Here is a 17,263-nt window from a genome sequence, read left to right on the forward strand (position 1 = left end):
GCTAAATCAAACCGGCTTATCCCCCAACACCGTCGCGCGATGCATCACCCGCCGCGCTGGATAATAGTCCGCGTTCGCATAATGTTGCGTTACGCGGTTATCCCAGATCGCCACATCATTCTCCTGCCAGCGCCAGCGCACCTGAAACTCAGGCTTAGCGGTGTGCCAGAACAGGAAGTTGAGAATCGCCTCGCTCTCTTTTTCGCTCAGTCCCAGCAAACGCGTAGTAAAACCTTCGTTCACAAACAGCGCTTTGCGTCCGCTGACCGGATGCGTGCGAATCACCGGATGCTGCACCGGCGGATTTTTCGCCACCGCCTGCTGCCAGCGCTGGTGCTCCTCTTCCGTTTTGCGGTATTTGTACTCCTGGAACGACTTTTTAAAATCGTGTTCCGCCTGTAATCCACTTAACAGCTGCTTAAACGGCTCAGACAGCGCTTCATACGCTGCAATCCCGCTAGACCACAAGGTGTCACCGCCGCTTGCTGGCAGCAGCTTCGAAGCCAGAATGGCAATTGCCGGCGGCGTTTCAATAAAGGTGACATCGGTGTGCCAGTTGTCGTTATCCGGCGGGTTGTCCTGATGCGTATCCAGCACAATGATCTCTTCCACACCCTCGGCATGTGGATAAACCGGATGGATATGCAGATCGCCAAAGCGAATCGCCAACGCACGCTGCTGCTCAGGGGTAATCACCTGATTACGCAAGAAAAGCACCTGATGGCGCAGCAGGCCGTGATAAAGCTGCTCAAACTGGGCATCACTCAGCGGACGACTGAGATCGACATCGCTGACCTGCGCCCCGATATACGGGCCCAGAGCGGTAAAAGTAAGACGTTCGTTCATTGCTGTTCTCCATTCCAGGGCGTCAGGCGGCGCTGCAACGCGCGCAGACCCAGTTCTAAGCCAAAGGCAATCAGGGCAATTACGGCGATACCGGCCAGCACCACGTCGGTGGCGAGAAACTCACCGGCCGACTGCACCATAAAGCCGAGCCCGCGCGTAGCGGCAATCAGTTCGGCCGCGACCAGCGTTGACCAACCTACGCCGAGACCAATCCGCAAGCCGGTGAGGATTTCCGGCAGCGCGCCGGGCAGAATCACAAAACGCAGCAGCTGCCAGCGCGAGGCACCCAGCGCCTGCGCAGCGCGAATTCGCACCTGCTGCGCATTCTTCACCCCCGCCAACGTCGATAACGTCACCGGGGCGAAAATCGCCAGATAAATCAGTAAAATTTTTGAGGTTTCGCCGATGCCGAACCAAATCACCATCAGCGGTAAATAGGCCAGCGGTGGCACCGGACGATAAAGCTCAATGAGCGGATCCAGCAGGCCGCGAATCGAGGGGCTCAAACCCATCGCAATACCAACCGGAATGCCAATCAGCGCGGCAAAGAATAGCGCCACCAGCATACGCGCCAGGCTGGCACCTAAGTGCTGCCAAAGCGTAGCGTCCATAAAGCCTTGCGGGCTGGCAATCAATATCAGTTTTTGCAGCACCACCTGCGGCGGCGGTAAAAACAGCGGCGCAATTAAACCGAGCGCCGTGATGCCCCACCACAGCAACAGCAGCACGCCTACGCTCAACAAACTGAGAGAGAACTGGCGGGAAAATGGCCAGCGCAGTCTGCGACGACGCGTTTGGGTTTTCTCATCAATCACCGCACTCATAGGAACGCCTCGCGCTGGGAAAAGACCTGATTCAACACATATTCCCGACGTTCGATAAACGCCGGGTCGGATTTAATAGCGCGGCACGGTTCCCCGGCGGCGAAGCGCTGGCCAAAATCGAGCTTCAGGCGTTCCACTACGCGGCCCGGGCCGGGTGACAGCAGAACTAATTCACTGGCAAGGAACACCGCTTCTTCAATGTCATGGGTGATCAACAGAATCTGCTTGCCGGTATCACGCCACAGCGTCAGCAGCAGGGTTTGCATCTGTTCACGGGTAAACGCATCCAGCGCGCCAAACGGCTCATCTAACAGCAGCAGCTGAGGATCAGCTGCCAGCGCACGCGCAATGCCCACGCGCTGACGTTGACCCCCAGAGAGCTGCCAGATAAAACGCTTCTCTGCACCTTCAAGTCCTACTTTGCGGATTAAACGGCGTGCAATGTTATGGCGCTCCGCCTTCGCCATCCCCGCCAGTTGCAAGCCGAACGCAACGTTATCAATCACGTTACGCCACGGCAGCAAACCTTCATTTTGAAACACCACGCCGCGCTCGGCGCCCGGCCCTTGCACCGCTTTGCCATCCAGCGTAATGCTGCCGGATTCAAGCGGCAGAAAGCCGGCGATGAGATTCAGCAGCGTGGTTTTGCCACAGCCGGAGGGGCCCAGCACCACCAGCAGATCGCGGCTGCCCAGCTGCAGATTGATATCCTGCAGCGCGGGTTGACCGGCGTAACGCGCATTGAGATGGGTGATGTTGAGCATACGGCCTCCGTTATTTCGCTAAGGGTGCAACGAATCGCGTGGTGACGAAGCTGCTGTAATCGCTGTCGGCCTCAGGTACTTTGCCCTGCTCTTTCAGGAAGTTTGCGGTATCAACAATCGCTTTGTTTACCGGCTTACCGAGCTGCTCGACCTGCTGTTGCGCAGTCAGGTACGTGTTGCCTTTTACCAGCACCGGCACATCCCCTTCAGGAACGCCGCTCAGGCGCGCCAGCTTGCTCAAATTGTCTGGCTGCTTCAGCCATTGGTCCGGATTCGCGATGTAAGCCTGCTGCGCTTCAACGGCGCTGCGCGCAAAGGCGGTGACGATTTCCGGATGCTGCTGCGCGAAATCTTTACGCACTACCCAGACGTCCAGCGTTGGTGCGCCCCATTTGCCCACCTGCGAAGAGTCGGTCAGGACATTGCCATCTTTCTCCAGCTCATTTACCGCCGGAGACCACACGTAGGCGCCATCAATGTCACCGCGTTTCCAGGCGGCAATAATCGCCGGTGGCTGCAGATTCACTAACGTCACCTGCGAAGGCTTGATGCCCCAATGTTTCAGCGCGGCGAGGAAACTGTAATGGGTGGTAGAGATGAAGGGCACGGCGATGCGCTTGCCGATCAGATCTTTGGGATCCTTGATGGTTTTCTTCACCACCAGCGCTTCGGAGTTACCGAGCTGGGAGGCCAGCAGGAAAGCTTCAATCGGCAGTTTTTGCGTGGCGGCGACAGCCAGCGGGCTGGAGCCGATATTACCGATTTGAACGTCGCCCGACGCCAGCGCACGCAGCACGCTGGCACCGCTATCGAATTTACGCCAGTCAACCGTCGCGCCGCTCTCTTTGGCGAAGGTGTTATCTGCCTGTGCCACTTTGGCCGGTTCAGCCGACGTTTGATACGCCACGGTGACGTTGACCGCCTGCGCCTGGAACGCCATCAGGGCCAAAGCCGCAGCCACCGCCGTTATTGTTTTTTTCGTTGCCATCATCACTCACCCCAATGTGTTTTTGTGAGGGCAGTTTCTCCAGCGACAGTAGTTTCATAAAGGAATTAAAAATTATCCCTAATGACGATCCGTTCTTAGATCAACATCGGGCAAGCCTATGCAAAAAGCGCAAATACAAAGAACAGGCGAAATGATAAATATGTCACGCGCTCACATTAGGACTGTGATATTGATAGACTTCTCATTTTTCCTCATCTCCTACAAACGGTCCTAATCCATGTCGATTGAGAAAGTCGCGCACTTAGCGGGTGTGTCAAAAGCCACGGTTTCACGGGTTTTGAACCACAATCCCGGCGTGCGTCCGGATACGCGCGCCAAAGTGCTCGCGGCCATCGACATTTGTGATTACCAGCCAAATTTACTGGCGCGACAATTGCGCACTGCTCAAAGCCATATGCTGCTGGTACTGATTCCCGACATTACCAATCCGTTCTGCTCCCGCGTGGTTCAGGGCATTGAGGCCGAAGCCGAAGCGCAGGGCTATCACATCCTGCTGTGCAATTCCGGATCGCAGCTGCGGCGCGAAGCGGCCTACATTGCGCTGCTGACCGGTAAAGTGGTGGATGGCGTGATCACCATGGATGCGGCGGCGTGCCTGCAAGAGCTGAAAGAGCTGATTGGCGATGCGCCCTGGGTGCAGTGTGCCGAATACGATCCCTCAATCGCGGCATCCAGCGTGGCGATTGATAATAAAGAAGCCGCATTCGAAACCGTGTGTTACCTGGCGAGCAAAGGCCGCCGGCGTATTGCGCTGGTGAATTGCGATATGCGCTACCTCTATTCACATCAGCGTGAAGAGGGCTATCGCAATGCACTGGAAAAACTAAACCTTAATTGGGGCAGCGTGGCCTATGCGGAAAACGTTTCGTGCGACGCGGGCAGCGCGGCGTTGCGCGAGCTGCTAATGCTGCCTGAGCGCCCTGATGCGGTATTTGCGGTTTCGGATGTGCTGGCGGTTGGCGTGATTCATGCGGCTTTGGAAGCGGGTTTGCGCGTGCCAGAAGACTTAGCGGTGGTGGGATTTGATGGCATCAACTTTACCAGCAGTCTGAATCCGCCGCTGACGACCATCGAGCAGCCGATGAATCGCATGGGCGCGCGTAGCGTACAACTGTTATTGAATCGGATTCGCCAGCCAAACTCGCCGGTGGTGCACGAGGTATTGCCCTGGAAGCGCGTCGAGCGCGCTTCCAGTTAACTCAGCGCCAGATCAGCAACACGCAGGCGGCGGTAAGCAAGCCCATTGCCAGATTGAAGATTTTCCATGCGCGCGGGCTGCGCAGCAGACGTCCAATCAGCGAACCAAAGCCCATCCAAATCACGCCCGAAACCACGTTTACCATCGCCATGCCGATACTAATCGCCACCACTGAATGAAGATATTGGCTACCAGCAAGGCTGAAGCTGGCAACCGCACCCAGCGCCATCAGCCAGGCTTTCGGATTGATCAACTGCAACAAGCCGCCTTGCCAGAACGGCATCTGCTTCACATTGACGTCATCGGTTTCCAGCTTTTCATATTCAGCGGTGGCGATTTTCCACGCCAGCCACAGCAGATAAAGGCTACCGGCAATCTTCAGAATCAGATGAAGCGAAGGATAAAGCAGGATGAGACCGCCGATGCCAAATGCCACCATCAGCAACATGACTTGCATGCCAATCATGATACCAATGAGCAGCGGTATGGTGCGCAGGAAGCCAAAATTAGCACCAGAGGCGGTAAGTAACATATTATTGGGCCCGGGCGTGATGGCTGCGACCCAAAGAAAACCTAACATTGATAAAAAAAGACTCAGTTCCATGTATATTCGGGTGCTCCTCACCCAGTAAAGCGAACAACCCATCGAAGCTATCAGCGACTTATGCATCAGACAAGCCTTTACCCAAGCTATTTTGATCGCCCCAGCGGCGAGCGCTTTAAACCACTGCGCGGATTCACTAACGCGCATCTGCAAACGCTGCTGCCGCGCATTTTACGCCGCCGCGTTACCCTACGCCCGCACTGGCAGCGTCTTGACCTGCCCGATGGTGATTTTGTTGATTTAGCGTGGAGCGAAGATCCGGCGCAGGCACGTCACAAGCCGCGCATGGTGATGTTTCACGGTTTGGAAGGCAGTTTCCGCAGCCCTTATGCGCATGGCTTGATGCAGGCGTGCCAGGCGCGTGGTTGGCTGGCGGTGGTCATGCACTTTCGCGGCTGTAGCGGCGAACCGAATCGCCTGGAGCGCATCTATCACTCCGGTGAAACCGAGGACGCCACCTATTTCCTGCACTGGCTGCGGCGTGAATGGGGAACCGTACCGACCGCTGCGGTTGGCGTTTCGCTGGGCGGTAACATGCTGGCTTGCCTGCTGGGCATGCAAGGTAATGATGTGCCCATCGACGCTGCCATCGCCATTTCGGCACCGCTGGCGTTGGAGCCATGCAGCACCAAGCTGGATGTCGGCTTCTCACGTTTCTATCAACACTATTTACTGACGCAGCTGAAAAAGAACGCCACGCGCAAATTACATGCCTGGCCCGGCACGCTGCCGGTCGATCTCAGCCAGCTGCGCGCTTTTCGCCGTCTGCGTGAATTTGATGATGCAATAACCGCTCGCGCGCACGGTTTTGTTGATGCCAACGACTATTATCAACGTGCCAGCGCCATGCCGCTGCTGACCGGCGTACGCAAACCGCTGCTGATCATCCATGCACAAGACGATCCTTTTATGACCGATGCTGTGATCCCGCGCCCTGAGCAGCTGTCAGCCTCCATTCAATATCAACTGACGCAGCAAGGCGGTCACGTAGGTTTTGTGGGTGGCACCTTACTCAAACCGAAAATGTGGCTAGAACAGCGCGTGCCCGACTGGCTCTCAACTTATCTGGATGTGCAATTGTGATTATTCCGTGGCAAGAACTTGAAGCAGAAACGCTGGAAAACCTGATTGAAACGTTCGTGCTGCGCGAAGGCACCGATTACGGCGAGCAGGAACGAAGCCTGATGCAAAAAGTGGCCGACGTGCGCCGTCAGCTGGAGCGCGGCGACGTGGTGCTGGTATGGTCGGAGCTGCATGAATCCATCAACATCATGCCGAAGGGTGAATTTCGCGGCTGATGCACCCAGCGGCAATTCGTGGTAACAATGCTCATCGCCGGACTTCACAGGGAGCTCTGTTATGTCAGCCAGGCATCCAATTATTGCCGTCACTGGTTCCAGCGGCGCCGGAACCACTACCACCAGCCTCGCCTTCCGCAAGATTTTCCAGCAGCTGAATCTGCATGCGGCGGAAGTCGAAGGCGACAGTTTCCATCGCTACACGCGTCCAGAAATGGACATGGCGATCCGTAAGGCGCGCGACCTCGGTCGCCATATTAGCTATTTCGGCCCGGAAGCGAATGACTTCGGCCTGTTAGAGCAGACGTTCAAACACTACGGTAAAACCGGGCTGGGCGAATCGCGTAAATATCTGCATACCTATGATGAAGCGGTACCGTGGAATCAGGTTCCGGGCACCTTCACGCCGTGGCAACCGCTGCCGGAAAACACCGATGTGTTGTTCTATGAAGGCCTGCACGGCGGCGTTGTCACGCAGCAGCAGAATGTGGCAGAACATGTTGATCTGCTGGTTGGCGTGGTGCCGATTGTTAATCTCGAGTGGATTCAGAAGCTGGTGCGCGACACCGGCGAGCGCGGTCATTCACGCGAAGCGGTAATGGATTCAGTGGTGCGTTCGATGGAGGATTACATTAACTTCATTACGCCACAGTTCTCGCGCACGCACATTAACTTCCAGCGCGTGCCGACCGTCGATACCTCAAATCCGTTTGCCGCACGGGAAATCCCGTCATTGGATGAGAGCTTCGTGGTGATCCATTTCCGTGGCTTAGAAGGGATTGCGTTCCCCTATCTGCTGGCGATGATTCAGGGATCGTTTATCTCGCACATTAATACGCTGGTGGTACCCGGCGGGAAAATGGGATTAGCAATGGAGCTGATTATGCTGCCGCTGGTGCAACGACTGATTGAAGGGAAGCGGATTGAATAAGAGTGATAGGTCGCCATTAATGGCGACACTACGAAATGAGCGCGTTTTGTAGGGTGCGCATTAATGCGCACCTGGAAACATCAACGTTCGATCACTTCATAGCTATGGGTGATTTCCACGCCTTTGCCCAGCATGATCGCCACCGAGCAATATTTTTCCGCTGACAAATCAACCGCGCGGGAAACCGCCTTATCACTCAACGCTTTGCCGCTGACAATAAAATGCAGGTTGATGTGGGTAAAAATGCGCGGTGCTTCTTCGCGGCGTTCAGAGGTGAGTTTCACTTCGCAATCGGCCACATCGCTGCGCCCTTTTTGCAGAATCGAGACCACATCAATGGCGCTGCAACCCCCTGCTGCCATTAACACCATCTCCATTGGACTTGGCGCTTTATCACCGGAATTCCCGTCCATTAACACCTGATGTCCGGATGAGGATTCTCCGAGAAAGGTAAGACCTTCCACCCATTTCACTCGTGCCTGCATGATTCTTTCTCCTGAAGCGGCGGTTTTGCCGCCAGAGTACGCTTTCACCTGATAAACAGCAATCCAGACTATTCCCCCGTTTGCTGAAGCGAGACAACACAAGACAGCTCGCAAAAGCTGTGCTACAAACAGTGCTGAAAATATTTTCGTCGTTACAGACGAAGGCGGGAAGAATCAAAAGCGTAGCTTAAGAATGACCCGGAATAATTTTTCCATTACTGGAAACGCTCGACGATTAAACCGCCTGACAGGGAAAAAATGCCCCCTGTATTTTGGGCACGATTACAACAGAGGATAATAGCGAATGGTTCTCGGCAAACCGCAAACAGACCCTACACTCGAATGGTTCCTGTCCCATTGCCATATTCACAAATATCCGTCCAAAAGCACGCTCATCCATCAGGGTGAGAAAGCGGAAACGCTGTACTACATCGTGAAAGGTTCCGTAGCGGTACTGATTAAAGATGAAGAAGGCAAAGAGATGATTCTCTCCTACCTCAATCAGGGAGATTTCATCGGCGAACTCGGTCTTTTCGAAGAAGGCCAGGAACGTAGTGCCTGGGTGCGTGCGAAGTCTGCCTGTGAAGTGGCTGAAATTTCCTACAAAAAATTCCGTCAGCTGATTCAGGTAAACCCGGATATTTTAATGCGACTTTCGTCGCAAATGGCGCGTCGTCTGCAAGTGACATCAGAGAAAGTGGGCAACCTTGCTTTCCTTGACGTAACAGGACGTATCGCGCAAACGCTGCTTAATCTGGCTAAACAGCCAGATGCGATGACTCACCCAGACGGCATGCAAATTAAAATCACCCGTCAGGAAATTGGTCAGATCGTGGGCTGCTCACGCGAAACCGTGGGTCGTATCCTGAAAATGCTGGAAGATCAGAACCTGATCTCTGCACACGGTAAAACCATCGTCGTCTACGGCACCCGCTAATTTCTTCTCACCCACGGCGTGATGGCAACATCGCGCCGTTTCTATTTGCGATGAGCTGATGTGGCGCCGAATCATCTATCATCCTGAAGTTAACTATGCACTGCGGCAAACGCTGGTGCTGTGCCTGCCTGTGGCTCTCGGCTGGCTGTTTGGCGATCTGCAAAAAGGTCTGCTGTTCTCGCTAGTGCCTGCCTGCTGCAATATGGCGGGTCTTGATACGCCGCACAAACGCTTTTTCAAACGCTTGATTGTGGGTGGTTCGCTGTTTGCCACCGGCAGCTTCCTGATGCAAATTTTGACCGCTTACCAGATTCCGCTGCCGTTGATCCTGCTGGCGCTACCGCTGCTGATCGGCGTGACCGGCGAAATCGGCCCGCTGCATGCACGCCTGCTGCCCGCCACCTTAATCGCTGCTATCTTTACGCTCAGCCTGGTTGGGCGCATGCCGATATGGGTGCCGCCGCTGCTCTATATTGGCGGTACGCTGTGGTACGGCTTGTTCAACTGGTTCTGGTTCTGGCTGTGGAAAGAGCAGCCGATGCGTGAATCGCTCAGCCTGCTGTTTCGCGAGCTGGCGGATTATTGCGATGCCAAATACACCTTACTGACACAGCTGACCGATCCGGAAAAAGCGTTACCGCCGCTGCTGGCGCGCCAGCAGAAAGCGGTCGATCTCATCACTACCTGTTACCAGCAAATGCATATGCTGTCGGCCAGCCGCGATAACAGTCACAAGCGCCTGACGCGCGCCTTCCAGGTGGCGCTGGATTTGCAGGAACACATCTCGGTCAGCCTGCATCAGCCCGAAGAGGTACAGAAACTGGTGGAGGAGAGCCACGCTGAAGCGGTGATCCGCTGGAACGCCAAAATCATCTCCGCACGTTTGCGCGTGCTGGCTGATGCGATTCTCTATCATCAGCTGCCGGATCGTTTTCACATGGAGAAACAGCTGGGTGCGCTGGAGAAAATTGCCCGTCAGCATCCGGATAACCCGGTTGGCAACTTCTGCCTCTATCACTTCAGCCGCATCGCCCGCGTATTGCGCACGCAGAAGCCGCTTTACACGCGCGATCTCATGGCCGATCGTCAGCGCCGCTTACCGCTATTGCCAGCGTTGCGCAGCTATTTATCATTCAAATCTACCGCGTTACGCACCGCGGCCCGCTTCGCCGTAATGCTGATGTTTGGTAGCGCGCTGGCGCTGTTCTTCAACATTCCTAAACCCTACTGGATTCTGATGACCATCATGTTCGTCAGCCAGAACGGCTACAGCGCCACGCGCGTGCGTATTCAGCACCGTGCGCTGGGCACCTTTGCCGGTTTGCTGATTGCCGCCGCCTCGCTGCGGCTGGCGGTGCCGGAGTCGATCACTCTGCTATTTATGCTGGGCATCACGCTGGCGAGCTATCTGATCACGCGGAAATATTACGGCTGGTCGATGATTGGCTTCACCGTCACCGCGGTGTATTCACTGCAGCTGCTATCGCTCAACGGCGCGCAATTCTTGTTGCCGCGCATGATGGACACGCTAATGGGCTGTTTGATTGCTTTCGCCGGTATGATTTGGCTATGGCCACAGTGGCAAAGCGGGCTGCTGCGTAAAAATGCGCACGATGCGCTGGAAGCATATCAGGACGCACTGCGCTTGCTGCTCGGGCCGGAACAGGCGCCGGAGAAGCTGGCTTATCAGCGCATAAAGGTTAATCAGGCGCACAATGCGCTGTTCAACTCCCTGAACCAGGCGTCGAGCGAGCCCGGCTTCAACCTGCAATATTTGCAAGATATGCGCATGTGGGTGACGCACAGCCAGTTTATCGTTGAGCACATCAACGCCATGACGATTCTCGCGCGCGAGCACACCATGTTGACGTCGAAGCTGGCGGAACGGTATCTGCAATCCTGTGAAATCGCGCTGCAGCGCTGTCAGCAGCGGCTGGCGTATGACGGGCCGGGCAACGACAGCAATATTCTGGAAGCGCCGGAAAATCTTAATGAAGGGCCGGTAACGATTGTCGAACAGCACGTGAAGCGGATTTTGCAGCACCTTAACGTCATGCACACTATCTCTTCACTGGCGTGGAGCCAGCGACCGCATCATGGCCGCTGGCTCAAGGCGTTACGCCCGAAAGCGGATTAAGCGGCCAGCACCTTTTCAATCGCCGTAGCGAAACGCGTCATGCCTTCGGCGATGTCGGTTGGCTCAATCACCAGCGACGGCACAAAACGAATCACATCGCTGCCGGCGGTGAGAATCATCAGCCCTTCCGCAGCAGAAGCATTGAGGATGTCGCGCGCCTTGCTGGCGAACTGCGGCTGCAGCGCGGCACCTATCAGCAGACCTTTGCCACGAATCTCGCTGAAGATAGCGAATTTACTGTTGATGGCCTGCAGCGCTTCCACAAACTGCTGGCGGCGCGCTTCCACACCTTCCAGCACTTCCGGAGTATTGATGATATCCAGCGCGGTTTCCGCAATCGCGCAGGCCAGCGGATTGCCGCCGTATGTGGTGCCGTGCACGCCCGGCGCCATCACTGCCGCAATGTCATTGGTGGTCAACATCGCGCTTACCGGGAATCCGCCGCCCAGCGCTTTCGCGGTGGTCAGGATATCGGGCTTGATGCCGTAATGCTCGTAGCTGAACAGCTTACCGCTGCGGCCCATGCCGCTCTGTACTTCATCTAATACCAGCAGCGCATTATGTTCGTCGCACAAGGCACGCAGGCCCTGCATAAATTCCTGCGTAGCCGGTACCACGCCGCCTTCGCCCTGAATCGGTTCTACCACAATGGCGCAGGTGTGATCGTCAATCACCGCTTTTACCGCGTCGAGATCGTTGAACGGCACATGCACGATGTCAGCCGGTTTTGGCCCGAAGCCATCGGAATATTTCGGCTGCCCGCCAACCGACACGGTAAACAGCGTGCGGCCATGGAACGCATTGTGGAAAGCGATAATTTTGCTTTTGAATGGGCTGTGTTTTTTGCAGGCATAATAGCGCGCCAGCTTGAAGGCCGCTTCGTTGGCTTCTGCGCCGGAGTTACCGAAAAACACGCGGTCGGCAAAGGTAGCAGCGATCAGTTTACTCGCCAGACGCAGCGCCGGTTCGTTAGTGAACACGTTGCTGGTGTGCCACAGCGTTTCGCCCTGGGTTTTCAGCGTCTCCACCAGCGCCGGATGACAATGGCCCAATGCCGTCACCGCAATACCGCCTGAGAAATCGATATACTCTTTGCCCTGCTGATCCCACACTCGGCTGCCCTTGCCTTTAACCGGCACAAACTGCGCAGGTGCATAAACAGGCAAAATTACGTTATCGAACGTTTCCCGGGTTACCGCTAGTTTTTCCGCTGCCATTGACGACCTCATCGGGTTATTTGTTGAGCTAATGTGAAATTATAATCACAAAATATGCATAAAAAATCACACCATGGCAAATATAAGTTACGCGCTGAGGAAATTAGCCAGCAGCTGGTGACCTTGTTCACTGAGGATGCTTTCCGGGTGAAACTGCACGCCTTCCAGCGGCAAGGTGCGATGGCGGAAGCCCATGATCTCATCCGGTTCGCCGTCGCGCAGGCTCCACGCGGTAATTTCAAAGTCTGCAGGCAGCGTATCGCGCGCCACAATCAGCGAATGATAGCGCGTCACGGTCAGCGGATTATTCAGGTTGCGGAACACGCCTTGATTGCTGTGCTGAATGCGCGAGGTTTTACCGTGCATCACCTGCCGCGCGCGTACCACCTGCGCGCCATATGCCTGAGCGATCGCCTGATGCCCAAGGCAAACCCCCAGAATCGGCACACGTCCGGCGAAGTGACGAATAGCGGCAAGCGAGATGCCAGATTGGTCCGGCGTACACGGACCCGGCGAAATCACCAGATGCGTCAGCGGCAACGCTTCAATCTCTTGCAGCGTAATGGCATCGTTGCGCACCACGCGCACATCAGCGCCCAATTCGCAGAAGTATTGGTAGAGATTCCAGGTGAAGGAGTCGTAGTTATCGATTAGCAGTAGCATAGCGCCCTCAGGCCAGTAAAAGCGGCGCTATTCTACCCATTTTAGCTAATCGGGCTCACCACTTTCGCAAACTGCGCGGTAAGCGGAGCCAGATCGCCGGCGACGCCCGCCGAGATCGCCGCGCGCCATTCATCGCGCTTGAGCGTGTCCCACGCCAGCTGGTACCCGGCGTGCAACGCCAGCTGTTCGAAGAAGATACGCTGCGCGCGTCCATTGCCAGCGCGGAACGGATGCAGGACGAAAATCTCACAGTAGTAGTGCGCAATCCGTGCCGCAAAGGTTTCCACTGCCAGGTCGGCCAAACCGCGCTCCTCTTCCAACGCCTGCATCAGCGTATTGCCCTCTTTCTCGATATATTCGCAGTGGCAATAGGGCGTTTCATCACGCCAGATATCGATAGTGCGCAGCTCTCCCGCCCAGCTATAAAGATCCTGAAATAGCGTGCGATGAATATGGCACAACCGCGGCAAGCCGATGCTGCGCGGACCCAGTTCTAACGTCGCCAGGCGCGCGCTGCTGAAGGCCAGTTCGGCTTTACGCAGCTGCGCTTCATCGTGAATGTCGAGGCGATTCTTGAGCACGTTGTCGTTTTGCCACAGATAGGGATCGCGCACCGCCAGGCTGTTATCCGCCATATTGCCTCCTCAGCGACGCAAGTCGTTCTTCGGCATGTTCCGCATCGATCAAGGGTTCAGTAGATGTGTATCCGGCCAGACGACAACTGGCTTGATAGCTCGCAGCGCGCTGCTGCTGCCACAAGGTGGCTTTTTGTTTCTCGGTGAGTTTGCTGGTCATAGCGCCTCCGGCTGGCAATGAGCCCTAAGTATAAGCAGCAATTTTTTGCTTTGCCGGAGGGGCAATAACGCGCCCAACAAAAATGGCGCGTTTCGCGATTAAGGCAGGACTTTGGCGGAAAGGATAACAATCGGTTTTGATGGCACATTTTGGTACGGACCCACATCTTTGGTCGGTACCTGAGCAATCTTATCAATCACATCCTGGCCTTTCACAACTTTACCAAACACTGCATAACCGAAATCACGCTGACCGTGATCGAGGAAGGCGTTATCTGCCACGTTGAGGAAGAACTGGCTGGTGGCGCTATCTTTATCTGCGGTACGCGCCATCGAAATGGTGCCACGCAGATTACGTAAGCCGTTGTCGGCCTCGTTTTTGATTGGCGCAACAGTTTGCTTTTGCTGCATATCCGCCGTAAATCCGCCGCCCTGAATCATAAAGCCAGGAATAACGCGGTGGAAAATGGTGTTGTTGTAGAAACCGTTGTTGACGTAATCAACGAAGTTTTTCACCGAAACCGGGGCTTTCTGGTTGTTCAGTTCGAGTTCGATATTGCCCGCAGAGGTGGTGAGCAGCACATGTGTATCCCCTTTTGCTGCCAGCGCGGCAGAAGATACGGAAGAGAGCGCTAACAGGGCAACTGCCGCTGTCAAAGTACGTTTAAGCATGAAAGATTCCTTACCATGGAGAGCTAGCTCAAAAACGAGATTGATTGTAAAGAGCAAGTAATCCAAGAGCCAGCGTTTTACCGATATTTACGTGGATGTTGCGATTGTCATACTTTTGCCGCCGCGCAATCATTTGCGTGATTAAAATCACACTATTAGTGAAATATACCCAGCTTGTTTCACTCGTTGTTTATTAAGATCACAGTTGCACTTACAATTCATGACACTTTTTGCCAATCTCGGCGCTTCACAGGTTCAGAACATGACAAACCGTAATCGGCTCGGCCTTACCTGGATTAGCTATTTCTCCTATGCGCTTACTGGCGCACTGGTGATTGTTACCGGTATGGTGCTGGACAATATCGCACAGTATTTCCAGCGTCCTATCTCAGAAATGAGTAACACCTTTACCTTCCTTAATGCGGGCATTTTGGTGTCAGTGTTCCTGAATGCCTGGCTGATGGTCATTGTGCCGCTGAAGCGCCAGCTGATCTTTGGCTTTGTATTGATGATTCTTGCCGTCGCCGGCCTGATGACCAGCCACGATCTCACCGTGTTCTCGCTGTGCATGTTCGTGCTCGGCGTGGTCAGCGGCATCACTATGTCGATCGGGACCTTCCTGATCACCCATCTTTATGATGGTCGTCAACGCGGCGCACGTCTGCTGTTTACCGATTCGTTCTTCAGCATGGCGGGCACCATTTTCCCGATCATCGCGGGTATCCTGCTGGCGCGCGCGCTGCCATGGTATTGGGTTTATGCCTGCATCGGCGTGATTTATCTCGCGATTTTTGTACTGACGCTGTGCATTGAGTTCCCGGTATTGAAGAGCGAAGCCGCTAAGCCCGGCGTGGAGAAAGAGAAGTGGGGCGTCGGCGTGCTGTTCCTGTCGATTGCAGCACTGTGCTACATCCTCGGCCAGCTCGGCTTCATCTCGTGGGTGCCAGAATACGCCACCAAATCGATGGGCATGGATATTGCCGCTGCCGGGCAACTGGTGGGTAATTTCTGGACCGCCTATATGGTTGGCATGTGGGTCTTCAGCTTCGTGCTGCGCTTCTTCGATCTGCAGCGCATCCTGATGGTGCTCGCGGCACTGGCAACCGGTTTGATGTACTGGTTCGTCACGTCCAACGATGCCAGCATGCTGCACTGGATCATCATGACGCTGGGCTTCAGCTCAAGCGCGATTTACACCACCATCATCACGCTGGGCTCGCTGCAAACCAAGGTCTCTTCACCGAAGCTGGTGAACTTCATCCTGACCTGCGGCACCGTCGGCACCATGCTGACATTTGTGGTAACCGGCCCCATCGTGGCAAAAGGTGGCGCGCATGCGGCACTCTCAACCGCCAACGGTTTGTACGCCGTGGTATTTGTGATGTGTGTTCTGCTGGGCTTTGTGACTAAACATCGCCAGCACGGCCATGTTACCCACTAAGTTCGACGGGCGGAGTTCGCTCCGCCCTGCTCTTCAGCGCTTAAACGTCACCGCCTCTTTCTCTGCTAAATAGATCTCACTGCTGGCTGGCTGCGTCGCTGCCACCACCATCCCTTTGCGCAGCGAATAACGCACCGGCACCTGTCGCCGGACCGCATCAAATCCACTCTCTGCCGGCAGAATAATCAAACTGGCATCGTTGCCCGGTTGAATACCGTAATTTGCCAGCTGCAGGGTTTTGGCGCTGTTCGCGGTAATCAGCTGCAATCCGTTATCGATCTGCTCGTAACCCATCAGCTGACAGACGTGCAGTCCCATATGCAGCACCTGTAGCATGCTGGCGGTACCAAGCGGATACCAGGGATCGAACACGTCATCGTGCCCAAAACAGACGTTGATGTGGGCCTCCAGCAGCTCTTTCACCCGCGTGATGCCGCGACGCTTGGGATAGCTATCAAAGCGCCCTTGCAGATGGATATTCACCAGCGGATTGGCAACGAAATTGATATTGGAAAGCTTAAGCAGGCGAAACAGGCGCGATGTATAGGCATTGTTGTAAGAGTGCATCGCCGTGGTGTGGCTGGCGGTGACGCGTTCGCCGTTGCCATCGCGATGCGCCAGCGCCGCCACGGTTTCGACAAAGCGCGACTGCTCATCGTCGATCTCGTCACAGTGCACATCCACCAGCCGATCGTAGCGATTGGCCAATGCAAAGGCTTTATGCAGCGACTCAACGCCGTATTCGCGGGTGAATTCGAAGTGCGGAATGGCACCCACCACATCTGCCCCCATGCGTAGCGCCTCTTCTAACAGCGCTTCACCATTGGGATAAGAGAGAATGCCTTCCTGCGGAAACGCCACAATCTGGATATCGATCCACGGTGCCATCTCTGCTTTCACTTCCAGCATCGCTTTTAACGCGGTTAGCGTGGGATCGGAAACATCAACGTGGGTGCGCACGTGCTGAATACCGTTGGCGATTTGCCACTTCAGCGTTTGCTGCGCGCGCTGTTTCACATCTTCATGGCTGAGCAGTGCTTTACGCTCAGCCCAGCGTTCAATGCCCTCAAACAGCGTGCCGGATTGATTCCAGGCTGGTTCGCCAGCGGTTTGCGTGGTATCGAGGTGAATGTGCGGTTCGATAAACGGCGCGCTGGCTAGCCCGCCTTCCGCATCCAGCGCATCAGCCTGCTCAACCGTGTGTGGCGGCTGCGGTCGAAGGTGCGCAATCTTGCCGTTGTCGATTTCGATCTGCCACAAGCCTTGCTGCCCTGCTACGCGCAGGTTGTTGATCCACTTCAGTGATGGATTTGCCATGCCGTTCTCCGCTAAAACACAAAATCTAAAGCTAGCATGAAAACCAATGTTACTGCGGGCACATTCCGTAGCGGCGCCATTTATTGCGCGATGAATCGCGCCGCGAGGGAAGCTGCGGCGAAGAAA

19 protein-coding genes are annotated in these 17,263 nt (G+C 55.3%); 7 read left to right on the forward strand and 12 right to left on the reverse strand.

The window, feature by feature from the left end; translation table 11 throughout:
• Positions 1-6: 6 nt before the first annotated feature.
• The 4 genes from tauD to tauA are packed head-to-tail and all read right to left on the reverse strand — an operon-like array spanning position 7 to position 3,425.
• Positions 7-846, reverse strand: coding sequence for a taurine dioxygenase (gene tauD / locus AC07WB_RS17895; protein WP_400458946.1), 840 nt, complete (start codon positions 844-846; stop codon positions 7-9).
• Complete coding sequence (gene tauC / locus AC07WB_RS17900) at positions 843-1,670, reverse strand: taurine ABC transporter permease TauC (protein ID WP_494940940.1); 828 nt, start codon at positions 1,668-1,670, stop codon at positions 843-845. The genes tauD and tauC overlap by 4 nt, the downstream gene beginning before the upstream one ends.
• Entirely contained in the window at positions 1,667-2,434 is a 768-nt protein-coding gene (tauB, locus tag AC07WB_RS17905) for a taurine ABC transporter ATP-binding subunit (RefSeq protein ID WP_097095815.1), read from the reverse strand. The genes tauC and tauB overlap by 4 nt, the downstream gene beginning before the upstream one ends.
• 10 nt (positions 2,435-2,444) lie before the next feature.
• The gene (gene tauA / locus AC07WB_RS17910; protein ID WP_097095814.1) at positions 2,445-3,425 is read right to left on the reverse strand and encodes a taurine ABC transporter substrate-binding protein; all 981 of its coding nucleotides are present in this window, start codon (positions 3,423-3,425) and stop codon (positions 2,445-2,447) included.
• A gap of 235 nt (positions 3,426-3,660) precedes the next feature.
• Between tauA and AC07WB_RS17915 the strand changes: the two genes are divergently transcribed.
• Positions 3,661-4,641, forward strand: coding sequence for a LacI family DNA-binding transcriptional regulator (locus tag AC07WB_RS17915; RefSeq protein ID WP_494940941.1), 981 nt, complete (start codon positions 3,661-3,663; stop codon positions 4,639-4,641).
• A gap of 1 nt (position 4,642) precedes the next feature.
• Here the strand turns inward: AC07WB_RS17915 and AC07WB_RS17920 are convergent, their stop codons facing one another.
• Positions 4,643-5,245, reverse strand: coding sequence for a LysE family translocator (locus tag AC07WB_RS17920; RefSeq protein WP_097095812.1), 603 nt, complete (start codon positions 5,243-5,245; stop codon positions 4,643-4,645).
• A 60-nt stretch (positions 5,246-5,305) separates the two neighbouring features.
• Here AC07WB_RS17920 and AC07WB_RS17925 point away from each other — a divergent pair, with 60 nt between their 5' ends.
• The 3 genes from AC07WB_RS17925 (at position 5,306) to AC07WB_RS17935 (ending at position 7,474) form a co-directional block, all read left to right on the forward strand.
• On the forward strand, positions 5,306-6,328 hold the full coding sequence (locus AC07WB_RS17925; protein ID WP_345827946.1) for a hydrolase: 1,023 nt from the start codon (positions 5,306-5,308) through the stop codon (positions 6,326-6,328).
• Positions 6,325-6,543 carry a YheU family protein gene (locus AC07WB_RS17930; RefSeq protein WP_097095810.1) on the forward strand — a complete coding sequence of 73 codons (219 nt, stop codon included), beginning with the start codon at positions 6,325-6,327 and terminating at the stop codon, positions 6,541-6,543. The genes AC07WB_RS17925 and AC07WB_RS17930 overlap by 4 nt, the downstream gene beginning before the upstream one ends.
• A gap of 61 nt (positions 6,544-6,604) precedes the next feature.
• Positions 6,605-7,474 (forward strand): phosphoribulokinase, encoded by an 870-nt coding sequence (locus AC07WB_RS17935; protein ID WP_097095809.1) that lies wholly within the window; start codon positions 6,605-6,607, stop codon positions 7,472-7,474.
• Between the two features lie 80 nt (positions 7,475-7,554).
• On the opposite strand, the gene AC07WB_RS17940 is transcribed toward AC07WB_RS17935, so the two are convergent.
• On the reverse strand, positions 7,555-7,959 hold the full coding sequence (locus AC07WB_RS17940) for an OsmC family protein (protein ID WP_097095808.1): 405 nt from the start codon (positions 7,957-7,959) through the stop codon (positions 7,555-7,557).
• Between the two features lie 304 nt (positions 7,960-8,263).
• Between AC07WB_RS17940 and crp the strand changes: the two genes are divergently transcribed.
• Together crp and AC07WB_RS17950 are read left to right on the forward strand one after the other, a co-directional pair.
• Positions 8,264-8,896 (forward strand): cAMP-activated global transcriptional regulator CRP, encoded by a 633-nt coding sequence (gene crp / locus AC07WB_RS17945; RefSeq protein WP_003852956.1) that lies wholly within the window; start codon positions 8,264-8,266, stop codon positions 8,894-8,896.
• Between the two features lie 58 nt (positions 8,897-8,954).
• Positions 8,955-11,033 carry a YccS/YhfK family putative transporter gene (locus AC07WB_RS17950; RefSeq protein ID WP_097095807.1) on the forward strand — a complete coding sequence of 693 codons (2,079 nt, stop codon included), beginning with the start codon at positions 8,955-8,957 and terminating at the stop codon, positions 11,031-11,033.
• On the opposite strand, the gene argD is transcribed toward AC07WB_RS17950, so the two are convergent.
• The 5 genes from argD to ppiA all read right to left on the reverse strand — a co-directional run bounded on the left by argD (position 11,030) and on the right by ppiA (position 14,379).
• Positions 11,030-12,250 (reverse strand): bifunctional acetylornithine/succinyldiaminopimelate transaminase, encoded by a 1,221-nt coding sequence (gene argD, locus AC07WB_RS17955; protein ID WP_097095806.1) that lies wholly within the window; start codon positions 12,248-12,250, stop codon positions 11,030-11,032. The genes AC07WB_RS17950 and argD overlap by 4 nt on opposite strands.
• An 87-nt stretch (positions 12,251-12,337) precedes the next feature.
• Positions 12,338-12,913 carry an aminodeoxychorismate synthase component II gene (locus tag AC07WB_RS17960; protein ID WP_097095805.1) on the reverse strand — a complete coding sequence of 192 codons (576 nt, stop codon included), beginning with the start codon at positions 12,911-12,913 and terminating at the stop codon, positions 12,338-12,340.
• 41 nt (positions 12,914-12,954) lie between these two features.
• Positions 12,955-13,548, reverse strand: a complete 594-nt coding sequence (locus AC07WB_RS17965; RefSeq protein WP_494940942.1) for a putative adenosine monophosphate-protein transferase Fic — start codon at positions 13,546-13,548, stop codon at positions 12,955-12,957.
• Positions 13,538-13,708, reverse strand: a complete 171-nt coding sequence (locus AC07WB_RS17970) for a YhfG family protein (RefSeq protein ID WP_097095803.1) — start codon at positions 13,706-13,708, stop codon at positions 13,538-13,540. The genes AC07WB_RS17965 and AC07WB_RS17970 overlap by 11 nt, the downstream gene beginning before the upstream one ends.
• Positions 13,709-13,806: 98 nt before the next feature.
• A complete protein-coding gene (ppiA, locus tag AC07WB_RS17975; RefSeq protein WP_097095802.1) occupies positions 13,807-14,379 on the reverse strand; it encodes a peptidylprolyl isomerase A in 573 nt (190 codons plus the stop codon).
• 262 nt (positions 14,380-14,641) lie between these two features.
• On the opposite strand from ppiA, the gene tsgA reads away from it, so the two are divergent.
• The gene (gene tsgA, locus AC07WB_RS17980) at positions 14,642-15,820 is read left to right on the forward strand and encodes an MFS transporter TsgA (RefSeq protein WP_097095801.1); all 1,179 of its coding nucleotides are present in this window, start codon (positions 14,642-14,644) and stop codon (positions 15,818-15,820) included.
• Between the two features lie 33 nt (positions 15,821-15,853).
• On the opposite strand, the gene AC07WB_RS17985 is transcribed toward tsgA, so the two are convergent.
• Complete coding sequence (locus AC07WB_RS17985; protein ID WP_345827936.1) at positions 15,854-17,137, reverse strand: cytosine deaminase; 1,284 nt, start codon at positions 17,135-17,137, stop codon at positions 15,854-15,856.
• Positions 17,138-17,263: the final 126 nt, after the last annotated feature.

It is taken from the genome of Pantoea sp. GW821-FHT03E06 (assembly GCF_059420725.1).